The following is a 17,996-nucleotide window of genomic DNA, read 5'->3' as shown; positions in this document are numbered from 1 at the left end:
ACGCGGTCATCCGGCAGATCCGGGAACATCAGGACGCGGTATGAACCTCGACGAGCTGCTCAAGCTGATCCGCGGACCGAGCAGGCCGACGCCCAGACAGCTGCGCTACCGGCGCCGCCGCGCCGGGGCGCTCGCTGGCGTGGCAGCGCTTGCGCTGCTTCTCGGCGTGATCGTTGGCGCCTCCGGCAACGGCAGCGCCGGCGCGGGCGGTGGCGGCGGGACGGAGATCGGCTGGTACGGCCACCTCGCGACGCTCGCCGGCGCCGGCAGAGGCTCGCTCGACCTCGAGCAGCGCGCGGCGGAGAACAACGCGATCGACAGAGCGCTGGCGAGAACGCCGTTCATCCGCAAGGGCGGGACGGAGAGAAGAGAGGTCGCGCTGACGTTCGACGACGGGCCGGGCGTCGACACCGACCAGCTGCTCGACCTGCTGGAGAGATATCGCGTCCCGGCGACGTTCTTCATGCTCGGCAAGAACGTGCCGGAGTTCCCCGAGACGATGAAGCGGCTCGTCGACAGCGGCATGCCGATCGACGACCACACGATGGAGCACCCGAACCTCGCGCAGCTCTCGGCGCAGGAGCAGCAGGAGCAGATCGAGGGCGCAGCGCAGCAGATCGAGCAGACCGGCAGCGCCTATCCGCGGCTGTTCCGGCCGCCGTACGGCTCGTACAACGAGACGACGCACGACGTGCTGGAGAGACTGAGAATGCTGTCGGTGCTGTGGTCCGTCGACAGTCAGGACTACACCAAGCCCGGCGTCGACCAGATCGTCGACAACGTCGTCTCGGCGATACATCCCGGCGCGATCGTGCTGATGCACGACGGCGGCGGCGACCGCACGCAGACGATCGAGGCGGTCGCGCGGATCATCCCGGAGCTGCGCAGAATGGGCTACAGATTCGTGACGGTTCCGCGGCTGCTGCTCGACAACCCTCCCGAGATCGACGACCAGGGCCTGCCGCCCGGCTTCAACAGCAGCGGCGCCGGCTGAGCGGGCGCGGGCCGCGCCGCCCCGCGCTCTATCCTCGAACAGGTGTCCGCCAACGCTCACGTCGCCGACCTCGACGCGCTGCTCGCGGGGCTCAACGAGCCCCAGCGCGAGGCGGTCGTGCACGGCGAGGGGCCGCTGCTGATCCTCGCTGGCGCGGGCTCCGGCAAGACACGCGTGCTGACGCACCGGATCGCGTATCTGGTCGGCACCGGGCAGGCGCGCCCGGACGAGATCCTCGCGATCACGTTCACGAACAAGGCCGCGCAGGAGATGCGCGAGCGGGTCGAGATGCTCGTCGGCCGCCGCACCCGCGCGATGTGGGTGATGACCTTCCACTCGGCGTGCGCGCGGATGCTGCGCGCCGACGCCCACCGGCTCGGCTACACGCGGCAGTTCACGATCTACGACCAGTCCGACGCGCGCCGCCTCGTCAAGCGCGCGATCGAGGAGCTGGACGTCGACCCCAAGCGCTTCACGCCCGGCGCGATCCACCACGAGATCTCCGACGCGAAGAACAAGCTGCGCGACGCCGAGGCGTACGCGCAGATGGTCGGCTCCTTCTTCGAGCAGACGGTCGCGGACGTCTACAAGCTCTACGAGTCCGAGCTGCACCGCATGAACGCGATGGACTTCGACGACTTGCTCGTGCGCGCCGTCAACGTGCTGGAGCTGTTCCCCGAGGTCCGCAGACGCTACGCCGACAACTTCCGCCACGTGCTCGTCGACGAGTACCAGGACACCAACCACGTCCAGTACCGCTGGCTCCAGCTGATCGCCGGCGAGCACAGAAATCTGGCGGTGGTTGGCGATGACAGTCAGTCGATCTACGGGTTCCGTGGAGCCGACATCCGCAACATCCTCGACTTCGAGGACGACTTCCCGGACGCGAAGGTCGTCAAGCTGGAGCAGAACTACCGCTCGACGCAGACGATCCTCGACGCCGCCAACGCGGTCATCCGCAACAACCGCGGGCAGCGCGAAAAGGAGTTGTGGACCGACCTCGGGATCGGCGATCCGATCAAGGTGCGCGAGCTGGACGACGAGCACGCGGAGGCGCGCTTCGTCGCGGGCGAGATCGAGCGGATCGTCGACGAGGGCGTCTCGCGCAACGAGATCGCCGTCTTCTACCGCACCAACGCGCAGTCGCGGGTGCTGGAGGACACGCTCGTGCGCGCGCAGATCGGCTACCAGGTGATCGGCGGCACGAAGTTCTACGAGCGCGCCGAGATCAAGGACGCGATCGCCTACCTGACGATGCTCGTCAACCCGCAGGACGTCGTCTCCTTCACCCGCATCGCGAACTCGCCGCGGCGCGGGATCGGCCAGACGTCGCTCTCGCGCGTCATATCGTGGGCGAACACCGCCGGCATCACGATCTGGGAGGCGGCGCTCGAGCCCGACAGCGTCCCCGGCCTCGGTACCGCCGCCAGAAAGTCCTTCCACCGCTTCATGGGCGCGATGCGGATCCTCGGTGAGCGCGCCGCCGCGAACCCGCCGGTCTCCGAGCTGCTGAAGGAGGTCCTGAGCGAATCCGGCTACCTGGAGGCGCTCGAGGCCGACCGCACGATCGAGTCGCAGGGGCGGATCGAGAACCTGGAGGAGCTCGTCAACGTCGCGGCCGAGTACGACGGCAGCGTCGACCTGCGTGAGGAGGCTCCGTCACTGGCGGGCTTCCTGCAGCAGATCGCGCTCGTCGCCGACGCCGACGGGCGCAGAGACGACGAGGGGCTCGTCACACTGATGACGCTCCACAACGCGAAGGGGCTGGAGTACCCGATCGTCTTCCTGCTCGGCTGCGAAGAAGGCGTCTTCCCGCACCAGCGCGCGATCGAAGAGGGCGGTCTGGAGGAGGAGCGCCGGCTCGCCTACGTCGGCCTCACGCGCGCCATGCGCGACCTCTACATGACCTACGCACGCACCCGTGCGGTCTTCGGCTCGCGCTCCTACGGCGCCCGCAGCCGCTTCGTCGACGAAGTGCCGATCGGGCTGACCGATCGCAACGAGCGGCCGTCGCTCGGCGTCGGCAGCGCACGCGAACGGGCGACGAGCTGGAGCACGCCGCTCGGCTCGGGGCCGATCCCCGGGGGCGGCTGGGACTCCGGCGGGGGCGGCGGCGGGGGCGGCGGCGAGGCCTACCGGATGGGCGACGACGTCGTCCACGCCGCGTTCGGCGAGGGCGTCGTGATCGCCGTCGAGTCGGGCGGGATCGTCGTGATCCGCTTCGCCAGAGACGGCTCGGAGCGCAAGCTCGTCGCCGATCTGGCGCCGATCGAGAAGCGCTAACGGCGCCGCGGGCGGGGACCGCACGGCACCGTGCGCCCGTCCGTCGATAGCGTTCGCCGCATGGCAGCCACCCTGATCGACGGCAGAGCGATCGCGCAGCAGGTGCGCGACCAGGTCGCGGCGGACGTCGCCGCGTTCACCGCCGAGACCGGCGTCACGCCGGGTCTCGCGACGCTGCTCGTGGGCGACGATCCCGCCTCGGCGGTCTACGTCGCGAACAAGCGCAGAGCGTGCGTCGCGGCCGGGATCGCGGACCTCCACCGCCACCTGCCCGCCGACGTCGCGCAGGAGCAGGTCGTCGCGCACCTGCAGGAGCTGAACGCCGATCCGCAGGTCAGCGGGATCCTGCTGCAGCTGCCGGTGCCCGCGCAGCTCGACGCGACGCTGCTGACCGGGCTGATCGCCCCGGACAAGGACGTCGACGGGCTGACGCCGATCAGCGCCGGCCGGCTGATGCAGGGCGCGCCCGGCCTGCGGCCGTGCACGCCGTCGGGCGTGATCGAGCTGCTCGACCGCCACGACGTGCCGCTGGAGGGCGCCGAGGCGGTCGTCGTCGGCCGCTCCGACCTCGTCGGCAAGCCGCTGATCCACCTGCTGCTGCAGCGCAACGCGACCGTCACGGTCTGCCACTCGCGCACGCGCGACCTCGCCGCCGTCTGCGCTCGCGCCGACGTGCTCGTCGCCGCCGTCGGCGTCCCGAAGCTGATCGGCGCCGACGCCGTCAAGCCGGGCGCCGCGGTGATCGACGTCGGCATCAACCGCACCGACGACGGCCTCGTCGGCGACGTCGACTTCGACGCCGTGCGTGAGGTCGCCGGCCTGCTGACGCCGGTCCCCGGCGGCGTCGGGCCGATGACGATCGCGCTGCTGCTGAGCAACACGCTCGCCGCCGCGCGGCTGCAGCGCGGCTGAGCGGCGCGAAGCGCTACGGTTCCCGGCGCTGCGGCAACCTGCCGCCGCAACCCCTGGATTCGGAGGTGGTAGGGGATGGGATTCGACCTCAGTCGATTGCGGCGTGGCGAGTGGGTCGCGGCCGGCGGTGCGCTGGTGCTGTTCGTCACGCTCTTCTTCTTCAAGTGGTACGGCGCGGGCGTGTCGTTCGAGGGGTTCAGCTTCGAGGCGTCGGCGAACGGCTGGCACACGCACTCGATCCTGCGCTGGTTCATGTTGCTGACGATCGTCGCCGTGCTCGCGCTCGTCGTCACGACGGCGACGCAGGCGACGACCGCGCTGCCCGTCACGGCCGCCGTCCTCGCGACCGCCATCGCGCTGCTGACGACGGTGCTGCTCGCCTACCGCGTGCTGATCGACGAGCCGGGTCCGAACGAGTTCATCAGCGTGAAGTTCGGCGCGTACCTCGGCCTCGTCGCCTCCGCTGTGATCGTCTACGGCGGCTATCTGTCGATGCGCGACGAGAGCACGGGCACGCCCGCACCCGAGGTGCCTGCCCGTAGAGTGGGGGCGGCGGAGCCTTCGGGCGACGCGCCGCCCGCGGCCTGACGGGAGATACACTCCCGCGCCGAATGATCGATCGCGCGCAGGTACTCCACGTCGCCAAGCTCGCCCGCCTCGACCTCGCCGACGACGAGGTCGACGCGATGGCGCGCGAGCTGTCCGCCGTCCTCGACCACGTCGAGCGGATCGGCGAGCTGGAGCTCGACGACGTGCCCGCCACCTCGCACGTCGTCGACGTCGTCAACGCGCTGCGCCCCGACGAGCCGCGCCCGTCGCTGCCGCGCGAGCGCGCGCTGGAGAACGCGCCCGAGGTCGTCGACGACGGCTTCGGCGTCCCGAGCCCCGGAGCCGCGTCATGAGCGCCACCGACCTGATCGCGCTGACCGCCGCGGAGGCGGCCGAGCAGCTGCGCCACGGCCACGTCTCGCAGACGGAGCTGTTCGACGCGTACCGCGAGCGCGCGGCGGCTGACCGCGCCGCCGCCGACGACGGCCTCAACGCCTACACATGGGTCGCGGACGCGGCGCCCGCCGAGACCGGCGCCGCGCACGACGCGCCGCTGCACGGCGTCCCGCTCGCCGTCAAGGACCTCTTCTGCACCGAGGGCGTGCCGAGCCAGTCGGGCTCCCGCATACTCGCCGGCTACCGCCCGCCGTACACCGCGCACGTCGTGGAGCAGCTGGAGCGCGCCGGCTCGACGCTGCTCGGCAAGACCAACCAGGACGAGTTCGCGATGGGCTCCTCGAACGAGAACTCGGCGTTCGGCCCGGTCCGCAACCCGTGGGACCGCGAGCGCGTCCCCGGCGGCTCATCGGGCGGCAGCGCCGCGGCGGTCGCCGCCGGCCTCGCGCCGTGGGCGCTCGGGACCGACACCGGCGGCTCGATCCGCCAGCCGGCCGCGCTCTGCGGGATCGTCGGGCTCAAGCCGACGTACGGCTCGGTCAGCCGCTACGGCATGATCGCGTTCGCCTCCTCGCTCGATCAGGCCGGCCCGTTCACGCGCGACGTGACCGACGCCGCGCTGCTCTACCGGCACATGGTCGGCCGCGACGAGCGCGACTCGACGTCGCTCGCCCACCCGGACGCGATCGAGCTGCCGAAGGGCGTCGACCTGAAGGGGATCCGCCTCGGCGTGCCGGAGGAGCTGACCGGCGAGGGGATCGAGTCGGGCGTGCGCGAGGCGTTCAACGCGACGCTGGCGCTCGCCGAGCAGCTCGGCGCGACGGTCGAGACGACGCACCTGCCGCACGCCCCGCACGCGCTCTCCGCCTACTACCTGATCGCTCCGGCGGAAGCGTCCTCCAACCTCGCGCGCTTCGACGGCGTCCGCTACGGCCACCGCACGCAGGACCCCGACGATCTGCTCGACATGTACGTCAGAACGCGGGCCGAGGGCTTCGGCCCCGAGGTCAAGCGGCGCATCATGCTCGGGACCTACGCGCTCTCCAGCGGCTACTACGACGCCTACTACGGGCGCGCGCAGAAGGTCCGCACGAAGATCTCCGAGGATTTCAGAGCGGCGTTCGGCAGCTTCGACTTCATCGTCACGCCGACCGCGCCGACGGTCGCCTTCCGCCTCGGCGAGAAGACCGCCGACCCGCTGGAGATGTACCTGCAGGACTTCTGCACGGTGCCGATGTCGCTCGCCGGGATCCCGGCGATCTCGATCCCCAACGGCCTCTCCGACGGGCTGCCGGTCGGCTTCCAGATCGCCGGTCCGGCGTTCAGCGAGAACCGCCTGCTGAACGCCGCCTACGTGCTGGAGCAGGCGCTCGGCTTCGACGGCACCGCGCCGCGCCAGAACGGAGGTGGCCTCGCATGAGCACCGCGTACGAGCCCGTCATCGGCCTGGAGATCCACGTCCAGCTGAAGACGAAGACGAAGATGTTCTGCGGCTGCGAGCTGTCGTTCGGGGACCCGCCGACCGTCCACACCTGCCCGGTCTGCCTCGGCCTCCCCGGCGCGCTTCCGGTCGTCAACGCGAGAGCGATCCACTACGCGCTGATGGTCGGGATGGCGCTCGGCTGCGAGCTGGCGCCGCGCTCGATCTTCCACCGCAAGAACTACTTCTATCCGGACCTGCCGAAGGGCTACCAGGTCTCGCAGTACGACATCCCGATCTGCTCGGGCGGCCATCTCGGCGACGTGCGGATCCACCGCGCGCATCTGGAGGAGGACGCGGCGAAGCTGATCCACGTCGGCTCCAGCGGCCGCATCCACGGCGCCGACGCCTCCGTCGTCGACTTCAATCGCGGCGGCACGCCGCTGGTCGAGATCGTCACCGAGCCGGACGTCAAGTCGGCCGCGCAGGCGCGCGAGTGGCTGACGCTGCTGCGCACGACGCTGCGCCAGCTCGGCGTCTCGGACGTGAACATGGAGGAGGGCTCGCTGCGCTGCGACGCCAACGTCTCGATCCGGCCGGTCGGCAGCGACGTGCTCGGCACCAAGACCGAGCTGAAGAACATGAACTCCTTCCGCTATCTCGAGCGCGGCGTCGAGGCGGAGATCGCCCGCCAGATCGCGCTCGTCGAGAGCGGGGAGGAGGTCGTCCAGGAGACGCTCCACTACGACCCCGTCTCCGGCGCGATCTCGTCGCTGCGCTCGAAGGAGGAGGCGCACGACTATCGCTACTTCCCCGAGCCGGACCTCGTCCCGGTCGTGCTGACCGAGGAGATGATCGCGGCGGCGAGAGCGGAGCTGCCGGAGCTGCCGGCGCAGCGCGCCGAGCGCTACGAGCAGCAGCTTGGCCTCAGCGCCGACAGCGCGCGCCTGTTCGCCTTCCGCTCCGAGCTGGGTGACTACTTCGAGGCGGCGCTGGCGTCTGACGCGGACACCGGCGATGGCGGCGCGCAGCCTCTCGCGAACTGGATCTCCGGCGAGCTGGTCGCGCGGATCGGCGACGAGGACCCGGCGTCCTCGAAGGTGACGCCGCAGGCGATCGCGCAGCTCGCTGCGCTCGTGCGCTCGAAGGCCGTGACGCAGGGCGCGGCCAAGCAGGTGCTCGACAGACTGGTGGCAGACGGCGGCGAGCCGAACGCGATCGTCGAGGCCGAGGGGCTCGGCGCGATCGGCGGCGGCGACGAGCTGGCCGACGTCGTCAAGCGCGCGCTGGAGTCCGACCCGGCCGCGGTCGAGAAGCTGAAGGCCGGCAACATGAAGGCGATCGGGCCGATCGTCGGCTTCGTGATGCGAGAGACGAAGGGCCGCGCCGACGGCGGCGAGGTCAACCGTCTCGTGCGCGAGCAGCTCGGGCTTTGACGCGGCGCGGCGCGTCTGCGGCGCGCCCGATGACTTCCCGGCCGTCCGTTCGTCTGAGGTGAGGAAGGCGCGCTCCTCGGCGCGCGCATCCCGACCCGGAAGGACCCCACCATGGCAACGGTCGTAGCTGAGATGACGATGTCGCTCGACGGCTTCGTCACGCACCCCGTCGACGGCGTCGAGCATCTGTTCGGTTGGTACGAGGACGGCGACGTCGAGACGCGGACGCCCGGCGCCGGCGGGCCGGACGCGTTCCGCACCTCGGCGGCGAGCGCCGGCTACCTGCGCGAGATGATGGCGAGCCTCGGCGCGATCGTCTCCGGCCGGCGGCTGTTCGACGTCGCCGGCGGCTGGGGCGGAAGCCATCCGCTCGGCGTGCCGGTCGTCGTCGTCAGCCACAGCGTCCCGGACGGCTGGCCGAGAGACGGCGCGCCGTTCACGTTTGTGGACGACGTCGCGACCGCGGTCGAGCAGGCGTCGGCGATCGCCGACGACGGGATCGTCGGCGTCGGCGGCGCGAACGTCGCGCAGCAGTGCCTCGACCTCGGGCTGCTCGACGAGGTCCGCGTCAACCTCGTGCCGGTGATGCTCGGCGAGGGCGTGCGCTTCTTCGAGCACTTCGCCAGAACGCCGATCTTCTTCGAGACGCCGCGCGTGATCGAGGGGGACGGGGTGACGCACCTCTCCTACCGATACGCCAGGTAACCCCACCGCCCGAGGGAGTACGCTTCGGGGTATGTCCATCGAAGGCTACAAAGAGCCCGAAAAGCCGTCGATCATCAAGAAGGGCGTCGCGGCGCTCATCCTGATCGTCGTCGTCGTGGTGCTGGCGAAGATCCTGCTCAGCTTCCTGGCAGGCATACTCTGGCTGGTCATCGCGGTCGTCGTGATCGGCGCGCTCCTGTGGGCCGCCAACACCCTGCTCTGAACCCTGGATTCCGATGGCGTTCCTCGTCATCCTGCTGTGCTTTGGCCTCGCCGGCGGCATCGTCGGCCGGGTCAAGGGCAGCTCGTTCTTCATCTGGTTCCTGGTCTCGTTCTGCCTGCCGTTCTTCGGGCTCGCGGCGGCGCTGCTCTACCGCTTCGAGTCGAACGAGCTGCGGCGCCAGTGCCCCGGCTGCGGCAAGGTCGTGAAGATCTACGACGCGCTCTGCACCAGCTGCGGCACCGAGCTGGAGTTCCCGGACACCGCGATCGCATCCGAGAACCAGGTCGCGATCGCGCGCGAGCGGCGCGCGGCGGCGACGCCGCGCGCATAACGGCGCGGCACGCAAATCTCCCGCTGACACGCGTCTTCGCGCCTGCGGGCAGCCCCGGGCGGGGGCGAATCCGCTGGTAGACTGGCCCGATCCTGCGCGCGCCCCCGGCGGCGCGCGCTCCCGGTTTCCGAGCCTTTCGAAAGGAGGCGAGCGCTGATGCGTGCAGTCGACGCCCTGATGGAATGCCTGAAGGCGGAGGGTGTCGAGGTCGTATTCGGGCTGCCCGGCGGCGCGAACCTCCCGACCTACGACGCCTTCTACGACGCGGGGATCCGCCACATCCTCGTCCGTCATGAAGCCGGCGGCGGCCACGCCGCCGAGGGCTATGCGAAGGCGACCGGCAAGGTCGGCGTCGCGTTCGGCACCTCCGGTCCCGGCGCGACGAACCTGATCACGCCGATCGCCGACGCGATGATGGACTCGGTCCCGGTCGTCTTCATCACCGGCCAGGTGCGCACGGAGCTGATCGGGACGGACGGCTTTCAGGAGGCGGACATGCTCGGCATGACGCTCCCGATCGTCAAGCACTCGTTCATGATCCAGCACCCGCTGGAGATCCCGCGCGCGATCCACGAGGCGTTCCACCTCGCGCGCACCGGCCGGCCCGGCCCGGTCCTCGTCGACATCCCGCAGGACCTGTCGCGCGCGGACATCCCGTACGAGCCCGTCACCGACGTGCGCCTGCCCGGCTACCAGCCGACGACCGAGGGCAATCAGAAGCAGATCCGCCTCGCCGCCAAGGCGCTCGCGAACGCGCGCCGGCCGGTTCTCTACGCCGGCGGCGGCGTCGTCAACGCGAACGCGGCCGAGGAGCTGCGCGAGCTGGCGCTGAGCGACCGCTTCCCCGTCACCAGCACGCTGATGGCGCTCGGCGCCTTCCCGGCGCCGCACGACCAGTGGCTCGGCATGCTCGGCATGCACGGCACGCGCGCGGCGAACTACGCGATGGACGAGGCCGACCTGATCGTCGCGATCGGCGCCCGCTTCGACGACCGCGTCACCGGCAAGCTGTCGGAGTTCGCGCCGCGGGCGAAGTTCATCCACATCGACATCGACCCCGCCGAGATCTCCAAGAACGTCCCGGCGCACATCCCGATCGTCGGCGACGCGAAGAACATCCTCGCGAGGCTCACGAGCGAGTATCGCGCGCTGTCGGCCGACAGAGGCCGGCTCGAGGACTGGTGGTCGCGGATCTACGGCTGGCAGCGCCAGTACCCGCTCAGATATGAGGACTCGGCCGACAGAGAGATCACGCCGCAGTGGGCGGTCCAGGCGATCCACGAGGCGACCGGCGGCGAGGCGATCGTGACCTCCGACGTCGGCCAGCACCAGATGTGGACGGCGCAGTACTACGACTTCCCGCAGCCGCGCCGCTGGATCAACTCCGGCGGGCTCGGGACGATGGGCTTCGGCGTCCCGGCCGCGATGGGCGCGGCCGTCGGTCAGCCCGACCGCACGGTCGTCTGCGTCGCCGGTGACGGCTCGGTGCAGATGAACGCCCAGGAGCTGGCGACCTGCGCGCAGAACAGAATCCCGATCAAGGTGATCATCCTCAACAACGGCTTCCTCGGCATGGTCCGCCAGTGGCAGGAGCTGTTCTGGGACAACCGCTACTCGCAGGTCGACCTCGGGCAGTTCCCCGACTTCGTCAAGCTCGCGGAGGCGTACGGCTGCACCGGCGTGCGGCTGACCGACAAGACGTCGCTCGTGGAGGACCTCAGAGCGGCGATCGCGACCGACGGCCCGGTGGTCGTCGACGTCCGCGTCACGAGAGAGGCGAACGTGTATCCGATGATCTCGCCCGGCCAGGCCGCGCGCGACATGGTGGGCTAGGTGACAGTCATGGGCGAACCCGGAACGCAGGAACTGATCAGCCTCGACGACCTGGAGGCGGCGGGCGGTCTGATGACCGGCCGCAAGCACATCCTCTCGATCCTCGTCGAGAACAAGCCGGGCGTGCTGACGCGCGTCGCAGGCCTGTTCGCGCGGCGCGCGTTCAACATCGACACGCTCGCCGTCGGCCCGACCGACGACCCGAGCATCTCGCGGATCACGCTGACGCTCGACGGGGCGGTCCACCCGATCGACCAGGTCACCAAGCAGCTGCACAAGCTCGTCAACGTGCTGAAGATCCGCGACCTCGAGCCGACCGAGACGCTTGCGCGCGAGCTGGCGCTGTTCAAGCTCGCGGCCGACGGCGCCGGTCGCGCCGAGGTGCTGCAGATCTGCGAGATCTTCCGCGCCAAGATCGTCGACGTCGCGAAGCGCTCGGTGATCGTCGAGATCACCGGCACGACCGAGAAGATCGAGGCGTTCGAGCGGCTGATCCGCCCGTTCGGCCTGATCGAGATGGCGCGCACGGGCGAGATCGCGATCTCCCGCGGGCGCAGCGAGACCTAGAACGATCTGACAGCGGGTAGGACCGCTTTCATGAGGATCGGCACGCGCGCGCGGACCGGCAGCCACGAGTGGCTCGACCGGGCCGCGCGCGAGCTGCTCGCGAGACGGGTGGAGGAGGCGGTCAGGCGCGCTCGCGCGCGCGGCGCCGCCGGCGAGGTGCTGGCCGCCGTGACGGTGCAGGCGCGCGGCGTCGACCCGAGCGCCGTCGTCGCCGCGTCGCGGCGCGACGGTGAGCCGTGGTTCGCGCTCGAGCAGCCCGACCGCGACGCGACGGCGCTCGCGGCGCTCGGCTGCGTGCGCGCGGTCGAAGCGTCCGGCGCGGACCGCTTCGCGGAGGTCGCGCGGACGTGGCGGGCGCTCGCGGCCGACGCGGTCGCCGACCCGCCGGACGGCCCGGCGGGCGCCGGCCTGGTCGCCGTCGGCGGCTTCGCGTTCGCCCCGCACGGCGGCGAGTCGCCGGCGTGGAGCGGCTTCGCGCCCGCGTCGCTGCACGTCCCGCAGGTCGCGTTCGCACGCCGCGGTGCCGACGTTCGGCTGACGGTCGCGGCGCTCGCGACGCCCGACGACACGCCGGAAGGGCTGCTGGAGGGGATCGAGGAGCGGCTGGCGGGGCTGACGCGCGCCGACGCGATGCCGCTGCTGGACCCGGCGCCCGCGGGCAGGTACCGCGTCGTCAGCGCGATGCCGCCCGAGCACTACGAGAGCGCGGTGCAGCGCGGCGTCGAGCGGATCGCCGCGGGCGAGGTCGAGAAGGTCGTGCTCGCCCGCGAGGTGCAGGTCCACGCGCCGGTCGCGCACGATCCCGGCGCCGTCTTCGGCGCGCTGCGGGACGCCTTCCCCGGCTGCTTCGTCTATGCGGTCGGCCGTGGCGCGGCGACGTTCGTCGGCGCGACGCCGGAGCTGCTGGTGCGGCGCGACGGCGAGCGCGCCTCGACCGTCGCGCTCGCCGGCTCGACCCGCCGCAGCGCCGATCCGGCGGTCGACGACCATCTCGGCGAGGCGCTGCTGCGCAGCGACAAGAACCGCTCCGAGCAGGCGATCGTCACGCGCCGGATCGCGCGCGCGCTGCGGCCGCACAGCGTCTGGGTGACGGCGGCCCCCGAGCCGGTCGTCGTCAAGGTGGCGAACATCCAGCACCTCGCGACGCCGATCCGCGCGCAGCTCTCGCGCCCGCTCGGCGCGATCGCGCTGACCGAGCTGCTGCATCCGACCCCCGCGGTCGGCGGCGAGCCGTTCGCGACCGCCGAGCGGCTGATCCCGCAGCTGGAGGGCTTCGACCGCGGCTGGTACGCCGGCCCCGTCGGCTGGACGGACGCCAACGGCGACGGCGAGCTGTGCGTCGCGCTGCGCTGCGCGCTCCTACGCGGCCAGATCGCGCACTGCTACGCCGGCGTCGGCGTCGTGCGCGACTCCGACCCCGCGGCCGAGCTGGCCGAGACGGAGGTCAAGCTGCAGGCGCTGCTGCCGGTTCTCGCCGGTTGACTGAAAAACAGAGTGTAGATAGCGTCGCTTCGACAAGTCCAGCAGGACGACCGGAGGAGCGGTACGCAATGCGAAGGCTCTCAATGTGCGCGGCGGCAGCTGCGGTCGTGCTCGCCATGGTGGCGAGCACGGCGTCGGCGGCACTCACGTTCGCGCCGGCCGGCGGGATAACCGCCACGTCGATAGGCAACATCGCACTCAACGTGCCGATTGGTGCAATAACGTGCAGCTACGTGCTGAGAGGCACGCTGAACGCAGGGCCGATAGACAGAGGCGACCTAGGCAGACCAGTCGGCAGCATCGCCGCCGTGACGATCGCGCCGAACCCGTGCTCGGGCATCGCGGTCTCGATACTAGATCTGCCGTGGATCATGCAGTACTCGGGCCCCGGCGCCGCGGGCAAGTACCTATTCACGATCCTAGGATTCAAGCTGCTACTGACCGCGAGCGGCGGGACGGTCAGATGCCTATACGCCGGGAACGTGGGGATCGAGTACAACAACGCCAACGGCCAGGCGACGATACTAGCCAACAATCTGGTCGGTCTCCGGCTAGGAGGAGGGCCAGCGATCTGCGGCAACGCCGGCCTCCAGGGCATGGGCTTCCAGTTCAGCAGAATCGGCGCCGTCTTCCCGCAGGGCGCGGGGGCATAGCGCACCCGCAGGAGCTGGCGCTGGTCGCCGCGCGGGGCCACTTCGCGCGGCTCCGGCGTCAGCTCCTGCGGCGGCCGCTTCAGTCGCCGCCGCGCGGCGGCAGCTCGGCCTTGCGCCACAGCCCGATCACGTCGCGCACGGTCGCGGTGCGGTAGGAGATGCGGCTGTCGAGCGGGCGCAGCTCCAGCTCGAAGCGGCCGCTGTCGCGCTGGTCGAGCGAGATCACGAGCGCGTGGAAGCGGCGGCCCTTGCGGTCGACCTCGACGACGTCGCCGGGCGCGATGCCCTTGGAGGAGACACGCCGCTTCGGCGCGGGCGCGGCCGACGGCGGGGAGGCCGGCTCGTCGAAGTCGAGGAAGCTGATCTGCGTGTCGGACACGGCGCCGAACGGTAGTCGCCGCCGCGGCGGATCAGCCGCTCGCCAGCTCGGCGCGGACCGCGTCCCAGACGCGTCGATGCAGCACGACGTTCTGCTCGCGATCGGTGCGCGCCTGGAGGATCGTCACGCCGGCGCCCGGACGCGTCGCGCCGCCCAGCTCGGCGCGCAGGTCCGCGGCGGTCTCGAGCAGCGCGTGGCGGGCGCCGTAGAGCGCCGCGGCGGCGGCGAAGTCGAGCCCGTGCGGCGTCGCGACGTGCTCCTCGAACGCGTCCGTCTGCGAGGCGACGGGGAGGAAGTGGAAGATCCCGCCGCCGTCGTTGTCGACGAGCACGATCGTCAGGTCGAGCGCGTGGCGGCGGGCGGACAGCAGTGCGGAGAGGTCGTACGCGAGCGCGACGTCGCCGATCAGCAGCACGACGGGCCCGCGGCCGGCCGCGGCGGCGCCGAGCGCGCTCGCGACCGTGCCGTCGATGCCGTTCGCGCCGCGGTTGGAGAGGATCCGCGGCGCACTCGCGGCACCTGGCGCCACGGCGGCGAACGTCTCGACGTCGCGGATCGGCATGGAGGCGGCGACGAACAGCGTCGCGCCCGGAGCCAGCGCGGCGACCAGTTCGCGCGCGACGAGCGGCTCGTTGAGCGGCGCGCTCGCCGCCGTCGCGCTCGCGGCGGGCCCGCCCGAGGAGGCAGCACCGGTCGGCGTCGCGCCCGCGACCGTCGCACTCGCCGACGTGGCACCGCTCGGCGCCTCGCCCGCATCGGTCCCGATCGTCGCGTCGATCGCGCGCGCGGCGGCGGCGTCCGCTGCACGCCAGCGCTCCAGCCAGGCCGGGTCGCCGGCGTCTGCGTGCGCGCCAGTGAGCGCGCTGAGCGCGACCGGAAGCGAGCCCTCGACCCGCTCGCTCACGACGCCGTCGGGGTCGTGCCACGAGCCCTCGGGGTCCAGCGCGATCTGCGGCACGTCCGGCGGCAGCGTGGCCAGCCACGCGCGCAGCGGCTTCGAGGTCGGCAGGTCGCCGACGCGGACGACGAGGTCCGGAACGGCGCTCGCCGCGAAGCCGGGATCGCGCAGCAGCGCGTCGTAGTGGGCGACGGCGGCGGTGCCTGCGCGGGCGCCGGAGAGCGGGTCGGCGAGCAGCGCGTAGCCGGCCGCCTCCGCGAACCGCACGACCGCCGCCGGCACGGCCTCGCCGCGCTCGGTGCGCCCCGCGACGATCACACCGTGCCGCGCCGGCACGATCCCAAGCTCCGGCGCGTCGGCGGGCAGCGGCACGCGCGTCCGCGCCACCCACGGCCGCCCGCCGCCCCGGCCCGGCGCGGGGTCGTCTGGGAGAGGCCCGTCGAGCACGAGCGGTTCGCGCAGCGGGACGTTCAGATGCACGACGCCGGGGCGGCCGTCCTGCGCGGTCCAGACCGCGCGGCAGGCGAGCTGGCGCATCCAGCGCACGCGTGCCGCGGTCGCCGCGCCGACGACGCCGACCTCGACGAACTGCTTCGCCGCGCCCCCGAACAGCTTGACCTGGTCGATCGTCTGGCCGGCGCCGACGTCGCGCAGCTCCGGCGGGCGGTCCGCCGTCAGCACGATCAGCGGGACGCGCGCCTCCGCCGCCTCGATCACGGCCGGCGCCAGCTCCGCCGCCGCGGTCCCCGACGTCACCGCGATCGCGACCGCGCGGCCGGTCTGCTTCGCCAGCCCGACGGCGAAGAAGCCCGCGACGCGCTCGTCGACGTGCGACCACGCGCGCAGCCCGGGCCCGCGCGCGAGCGACAGCACGAGCGGCGTCGAGCGCGAGCCGGGGGAGGTGCACGCGTCGGTCACGCCGCAGCGCGCCAGCTCGTCGCAGAAGGCGCGCAGGAGGACGTAGGTGTCGGTGGCGGTCGTGGTCATGTACACATCCGTGCGATGGCGGCTCGTGCGACGATCGTCCTGCTCCACGGCTTCACCCAGACCGGGCGCAGCTGGGATCCCGTCGTCGCGGCGTCGGCCGAACGCTATCGCGCGCTCGCGCCGGACCTCCGCGGCCACGGCGCGGCGTCGGCGAGACGGCCCGTCGACTTCGCCTCGATCGAGGCCGACGTGCTCGCGCTCGCGCCGCCTCGCTTCACGCTCGCGGGCTACTCGATGGGCGGGCGGATCGCGCTCGACCTGGCGCTGCGCGGCGACGGCACCGGCGCCGCGCAGGAGCGGATCGAGCGGCTCGTGCTGATCGGTGCCAGTCCGGGCCTGGAGGATCCCACCGAGCGCGCCGCCCGCCGCGCCGCCGACGATGCGCTCGCGCACGAGATCGAGCGCGACGGCGTCGAGCCGTTCGCGCGGCGCTGGGCGGCGCAGCCGCTGTTCGCCGGTCAGCCGCCGGTGGTCGCGGCGGCCGCGCACGCCGAGCGGCTGCGCTCGACGCCGGACGGCCTCGCCGCGTCGCTGCGCGGCGTCGGCACCGGCGCGATGGAGCCGCTGTGGGACGACCTGCCGGCGTTGCGCGTCCCCGTCGCGCTGATCGCCGGCGAACGCGACGCGAAGTTTCGTGCGATCGCCGAGCGGATGGCGGAGCGGATCCCGCACGCAGAGCTGCACGTCGTGAGCGGCGCCGGCCACGCGGTGCAGCTGGAGCGCCCGGAGGTGGTCGCGGCGCTGCTCTGACACGGCGCGCGGGTTCATCCCGAATCCCTCCGCGCCACCCCTCGACGCGGCGTACGGTCGGCTCCATGCTTTCCACCGATTTGCGGTCGGGACGAGGCGTGCCCGGCCTTCTCCTCGCGGCTGCAGCGGTGCTCGCGGCCCCCGCGGTCGCCTCCGCCGCACCCTCCATGTCAGTCCTCGCGAGAGGGATCGACAACCCACGCCAGGTCGCGCTCGCGCCCAACGGCACGCTCTACGTGGCCGCGGCCGGCAAGGCCGGAGGCTCCTGCGCCGGCCCCAGAAGATCGCCGACCTGCATCGGCTTCTCCAGCAAGATCCTCGCGATCTCGCCCGGCGGCGCCAAGCGCACGGTCGCGAGCGGGCTGCTGTCGATCGGCGGGCAGGACGGCACCTTCACCGTCGGCGCGGACAGCGTCGCGATCGGCCCCGACGGGCGCGTCATCACCGCGATCACGTCCGGCACGCCCAGAGACGTCGCCTCCGCGCCGAGAAGAGCGCGCGACCAGGCGGGCGACCTCCTGCGCCTGCTGCCCAGACCGCTGACCGACGTCGCCTCGGTCGACACGTTCGAGTTCGTCCACAACTCCGACGGCGTCAGAGGCGATCGCAACTCCGACCCCTACGGCGTGCTCGCGCTCGACGGTCGCGACATCGTCGCCGACGCCGGCGCGAACGCGATCCTCCAGGTGAGAGGCAGAGAGGTCTCGCTGCTCGCCGTCGACAGAGGCTCCGGCAGACGGCAGCGCGTCCCGACCTCGCTCGCGCTCGGCCCGGACGGCTCGATCTACGTCGGCGAGCTGGCGGAGGCGTTCGGCACCGGCGGCGCGCGCGTGCTGAAGATCCCGCCGCAGGGCGGCAGACTGACCGTCGTCGCGACCGGCTTCACCGCGATCACCGGGCTCGACTTCGGTCCTGACGGCTCGATGTACGTGACGCAGCTGAGCACGAACCTCAGATCGCAGAGCGCGCCGGGCGCCGTCACACGGGTCGCGCCCGACGGCAGACGCACCACCTTCGCGCCGAGAGGGCTGCTGTTCCCGCAGGGCGCCGCGGTCGCGGACAACGGCGACGTCTACGTCTCCAACCTCTCCGTCCTGCCGGCCACGACGCCGAGAAGAAGCCCGTTCAGAAGAGCGGGCGGGGAGGTCGTGAGGATCAGCGGCCTCTAGCAACTGCATTGACCCCGGTCGTCTCGCGG

Annotated in this window: 18 protein-coding genes; 16 read left to right on the top strand and 2 right to left on the bottom strand. The window is 72.0% G+C overall.

Annotated features, from left to right (window positions below):
• Positions 1–40: 40 nt before the first annotated feature.
• From CWOE_RS30955 to CWOE_RS17890, 14 genes are all read left to right on the top strand, one after another.
• A complete protein-coding gene (locus CWOE_RS30955; RefSeq protein ID WP_012935059.1) occupies positions 41–994 on the top strand; it encodes a polysaccharide deacetylase family protein in 954 nt (317 codons plus the stop codon).
• Between the two features lie 42 nt (positions 995–1,036).
• Positions 1,037–3,277 (top strand): ATP-dependent helicase, encoded by a 2,241-nt coding sequence (locus CWOE_RS17950; RefSeq protein WP_012935058.1) that lies wholly within the window; start codon positions 1,037–1,039, stop codon positions 3,275–3,277.
• Between the two features lie 60 nt (positions 3,278–3,337).
• On the top strand, positions 3,338–4,189 hold the full coding sequence (gene folD / locus CWOE_RS17945; protein ID WP_012935057.1) for a bifunctional methylenetetrahydrofolate dehydrogenase/methenyltetrahydrofolate cyclohydrolase FolD: 852 nt from the start codon (positions 3,338–3,340) through the stop codon (positions 4,187–4,189).
• Between the two features lie 75 nt (positions 4,190–4,264).
• Positions 4,265–4,777 carry a hypothetical protein gene (locus tag CWOE_RS17940; RefSeq protein WP_012935056.1) on the top strand — a complete coding sequence of 171 codons (513 nt, stop codon included), beginning with the start codon at positions 4,265–4,267 and terminating at the stop codon, positions 4,775–4,777.
• A 23-nt stretch (positions 4,778–4,800) separates the two neighbouring features.
• Positions 4,801–5,091 (top strand): Asp-tRNA(Asn)/Glu-tRNA(Gln) amidotransferase subunit GatC, encoded by a 291-nt coding sequence (gene gatC, locus CWOE_RS17935; RefSeq protein ID WP_012935055.1) that lies wholly within the window; start codon positions 4,801–4,803, stop codon positions 5,089–5,091.
• On the top strand, positions 5,088–6,554 hold the full coding sequence (gene gatA / locus CWOE_RS17930) for an Asp-tRNA(Asn)/Glu-tRNA(Gln) amidotransferase subunit GatA (protein ID WP_012935054.1): 1,467 nt from the start codon (positions 5,088–5,090) through the stop codon (positions 6,552–6,554). Before gatC ends, gatA begins: the two co-directional genes overlap by 4 nt.
• A complete protein-coding gene (gene gatB / locus CWOE_RS17925; RefSeq protein WP_012935053.1) occupies positions 6,551–7,990 on the top strand; it encodes an Asp-tRNA(Asn)/Glu-tRNA(Gln) amidotransferase subunit GatB in 1,440 nt (479 codons plus the stop codon). Before gatA ends, gatB begins: the two co-directional genes overlap by 4 nt.
• 111 nt (positions 7,991–8,101) lie before the next feature.
• The gene (locus CWOE_RS17920; RefSeq protein WP_012935052.1) at positions 8,102–8,695 is read left to right on the top strand and encodes a dihydrofolate reductase family protein; all 594 of its coding nucleotides are present in this window, start codon (positions 8,102–8,104) and stop codon (positions 8,693–8,695) included.
• Positions 8,696–8,726: 31 nt separating this feature from the next.
• Positions 8,727–8,918 (top strand): hypothetical protein, encoded by a 192-nt coding sequence (locus CWOE_RS17915; RefSeq protein ID WP_012935051.1) that lies wholly within the window; start codon positions 8,727–8,729, stop codon positions 8,916–8,918.
• A gap of 13 nt (positions 8,919–8,931) precedes the next feature.
• Entirely contained in the window at positions 8,932–9,249 is a 318-nt protein-coding gene (locus CWOE_RS17910; RefSeq protein ID WP_012935050.1) for a hypothetical protein, read from the top strand.
• A 156-nt stretch (positions 9,250–9,405) separates the two neighbouring features.
• Entirely contained in the window at positions 9,406–11,082 is a 1,677-nt protein-coding gene (gene ilvB, locus CWOE_RS17905; protein ID WP_012935049.1) for a biosynthetic-type acetolactate synthase large subunit, read from the top strand.
• Between the two features lie 9 nt (positions 11,083–11,091).
• A complete protein-coding gene (gene ilvN, locus CWOE_RS17900) occupies positions 11,092–11,649 on the top strand; it encodes an acetolactate synthase small subunit (RefSeq protein ID WP_012935048.1) in 558 nt (185 codons plus the stop codon).
• A 30-nt stretch (positions 11,650–11,679) separates the two neighbouring features.
• Entirely contained in the window at positions 11,680–13,131 is a 1,452-nt protein-coding gene (locus tag CWOE_RS17895) for an isochorismate synthase (RefSeq protein ID WP_012935047.1), read from the top strand.
• Between the two features lie 68 nt (positions 13,132–13,199).
• The gene (locus CWOE_RS17890) at positions 13,200–13,784 is read left to right on the top strand and encodes a hypothetical protein (protein WP_012935046.1); all 585 of its coding nucleotides are present in this window, start codon (positions 13,200–13,202) and stop codon (positions 13,782–13,784) included.
• Between the two features lie 79 nt (positions 13,785–13,863).
• On the opposite strand, the gene CWOE_RS17885 is transcribed toward CWOE_RS17890, so the two are convergent.
• Positions 13,864–14,163, bottom strand: a complete 300-nt coding sequence (locus CWOE_RS17885; RefSeq protein WP_012935045.1) for a hypothetical protein — start codon at positions 14,161–14,163, stop codon at positions 13,864–13,866.
• 31 nt (positions 14,164–14,194) lie between these two features.
• Positions 14,195–16,048 (bottom strand): 2-succinyl-5-enolpyruvyl-6-hydroxy-3-cyclohexene-1-carboxylic-acid synthase, encoded by a 1,854-nt coding sequence (gene menD / locus CWOE_RS30950; RefSeq protein ID WP_012935044.1) that lies wholly within the window; start codon positions 16,046–16,048, stop codon positions 14,195–14,197.
• Between the two features lie 15 nt (positions 16,049–16,063).
• Between menD and CWOE_RS17870 the strand changes: the two genes are divergently transcribed.
• Complete coding sequence (locus CWOE_RS17870; RefSeq protein ID WP_012935043.1) at positions 16,064–16,798, top strand: alpha/beta fold hydrolase; 735 nt, start codon at positions 16,064–16,066, stop codon at positions 16,796–16,798.
• Between the two features lie 167 nt (positions 16,799–16,965).
• On the top strand, positions 16,966–17,967 hold the full coding sequence (locus CWOE_RS17865; RefSeq protein ID WP_041730629.1) for a ScyD/ScyE family protein: 1,002 nt from the start codon (positions 16,966–16,968) through the stop codon (positions 17,965–17,967).
• Positions 17,968–17,996 lie beyond the last annotated feature (29 nt).

It is taken from the genome of Conexibacter woesei DSM 14684, from assembly GCF_000025265.1.
GTDB lineage: Bacteria > Actinomycetota > Thermoleophilia > Solirubrobacterales > Solirubrobacteraceae > Conexibacter > Conexibacter woesei.
Note: the sequence above shows the minus strand (reverse complement) of the source record. Positions and strands in the feature narration are given on the sequence as shown.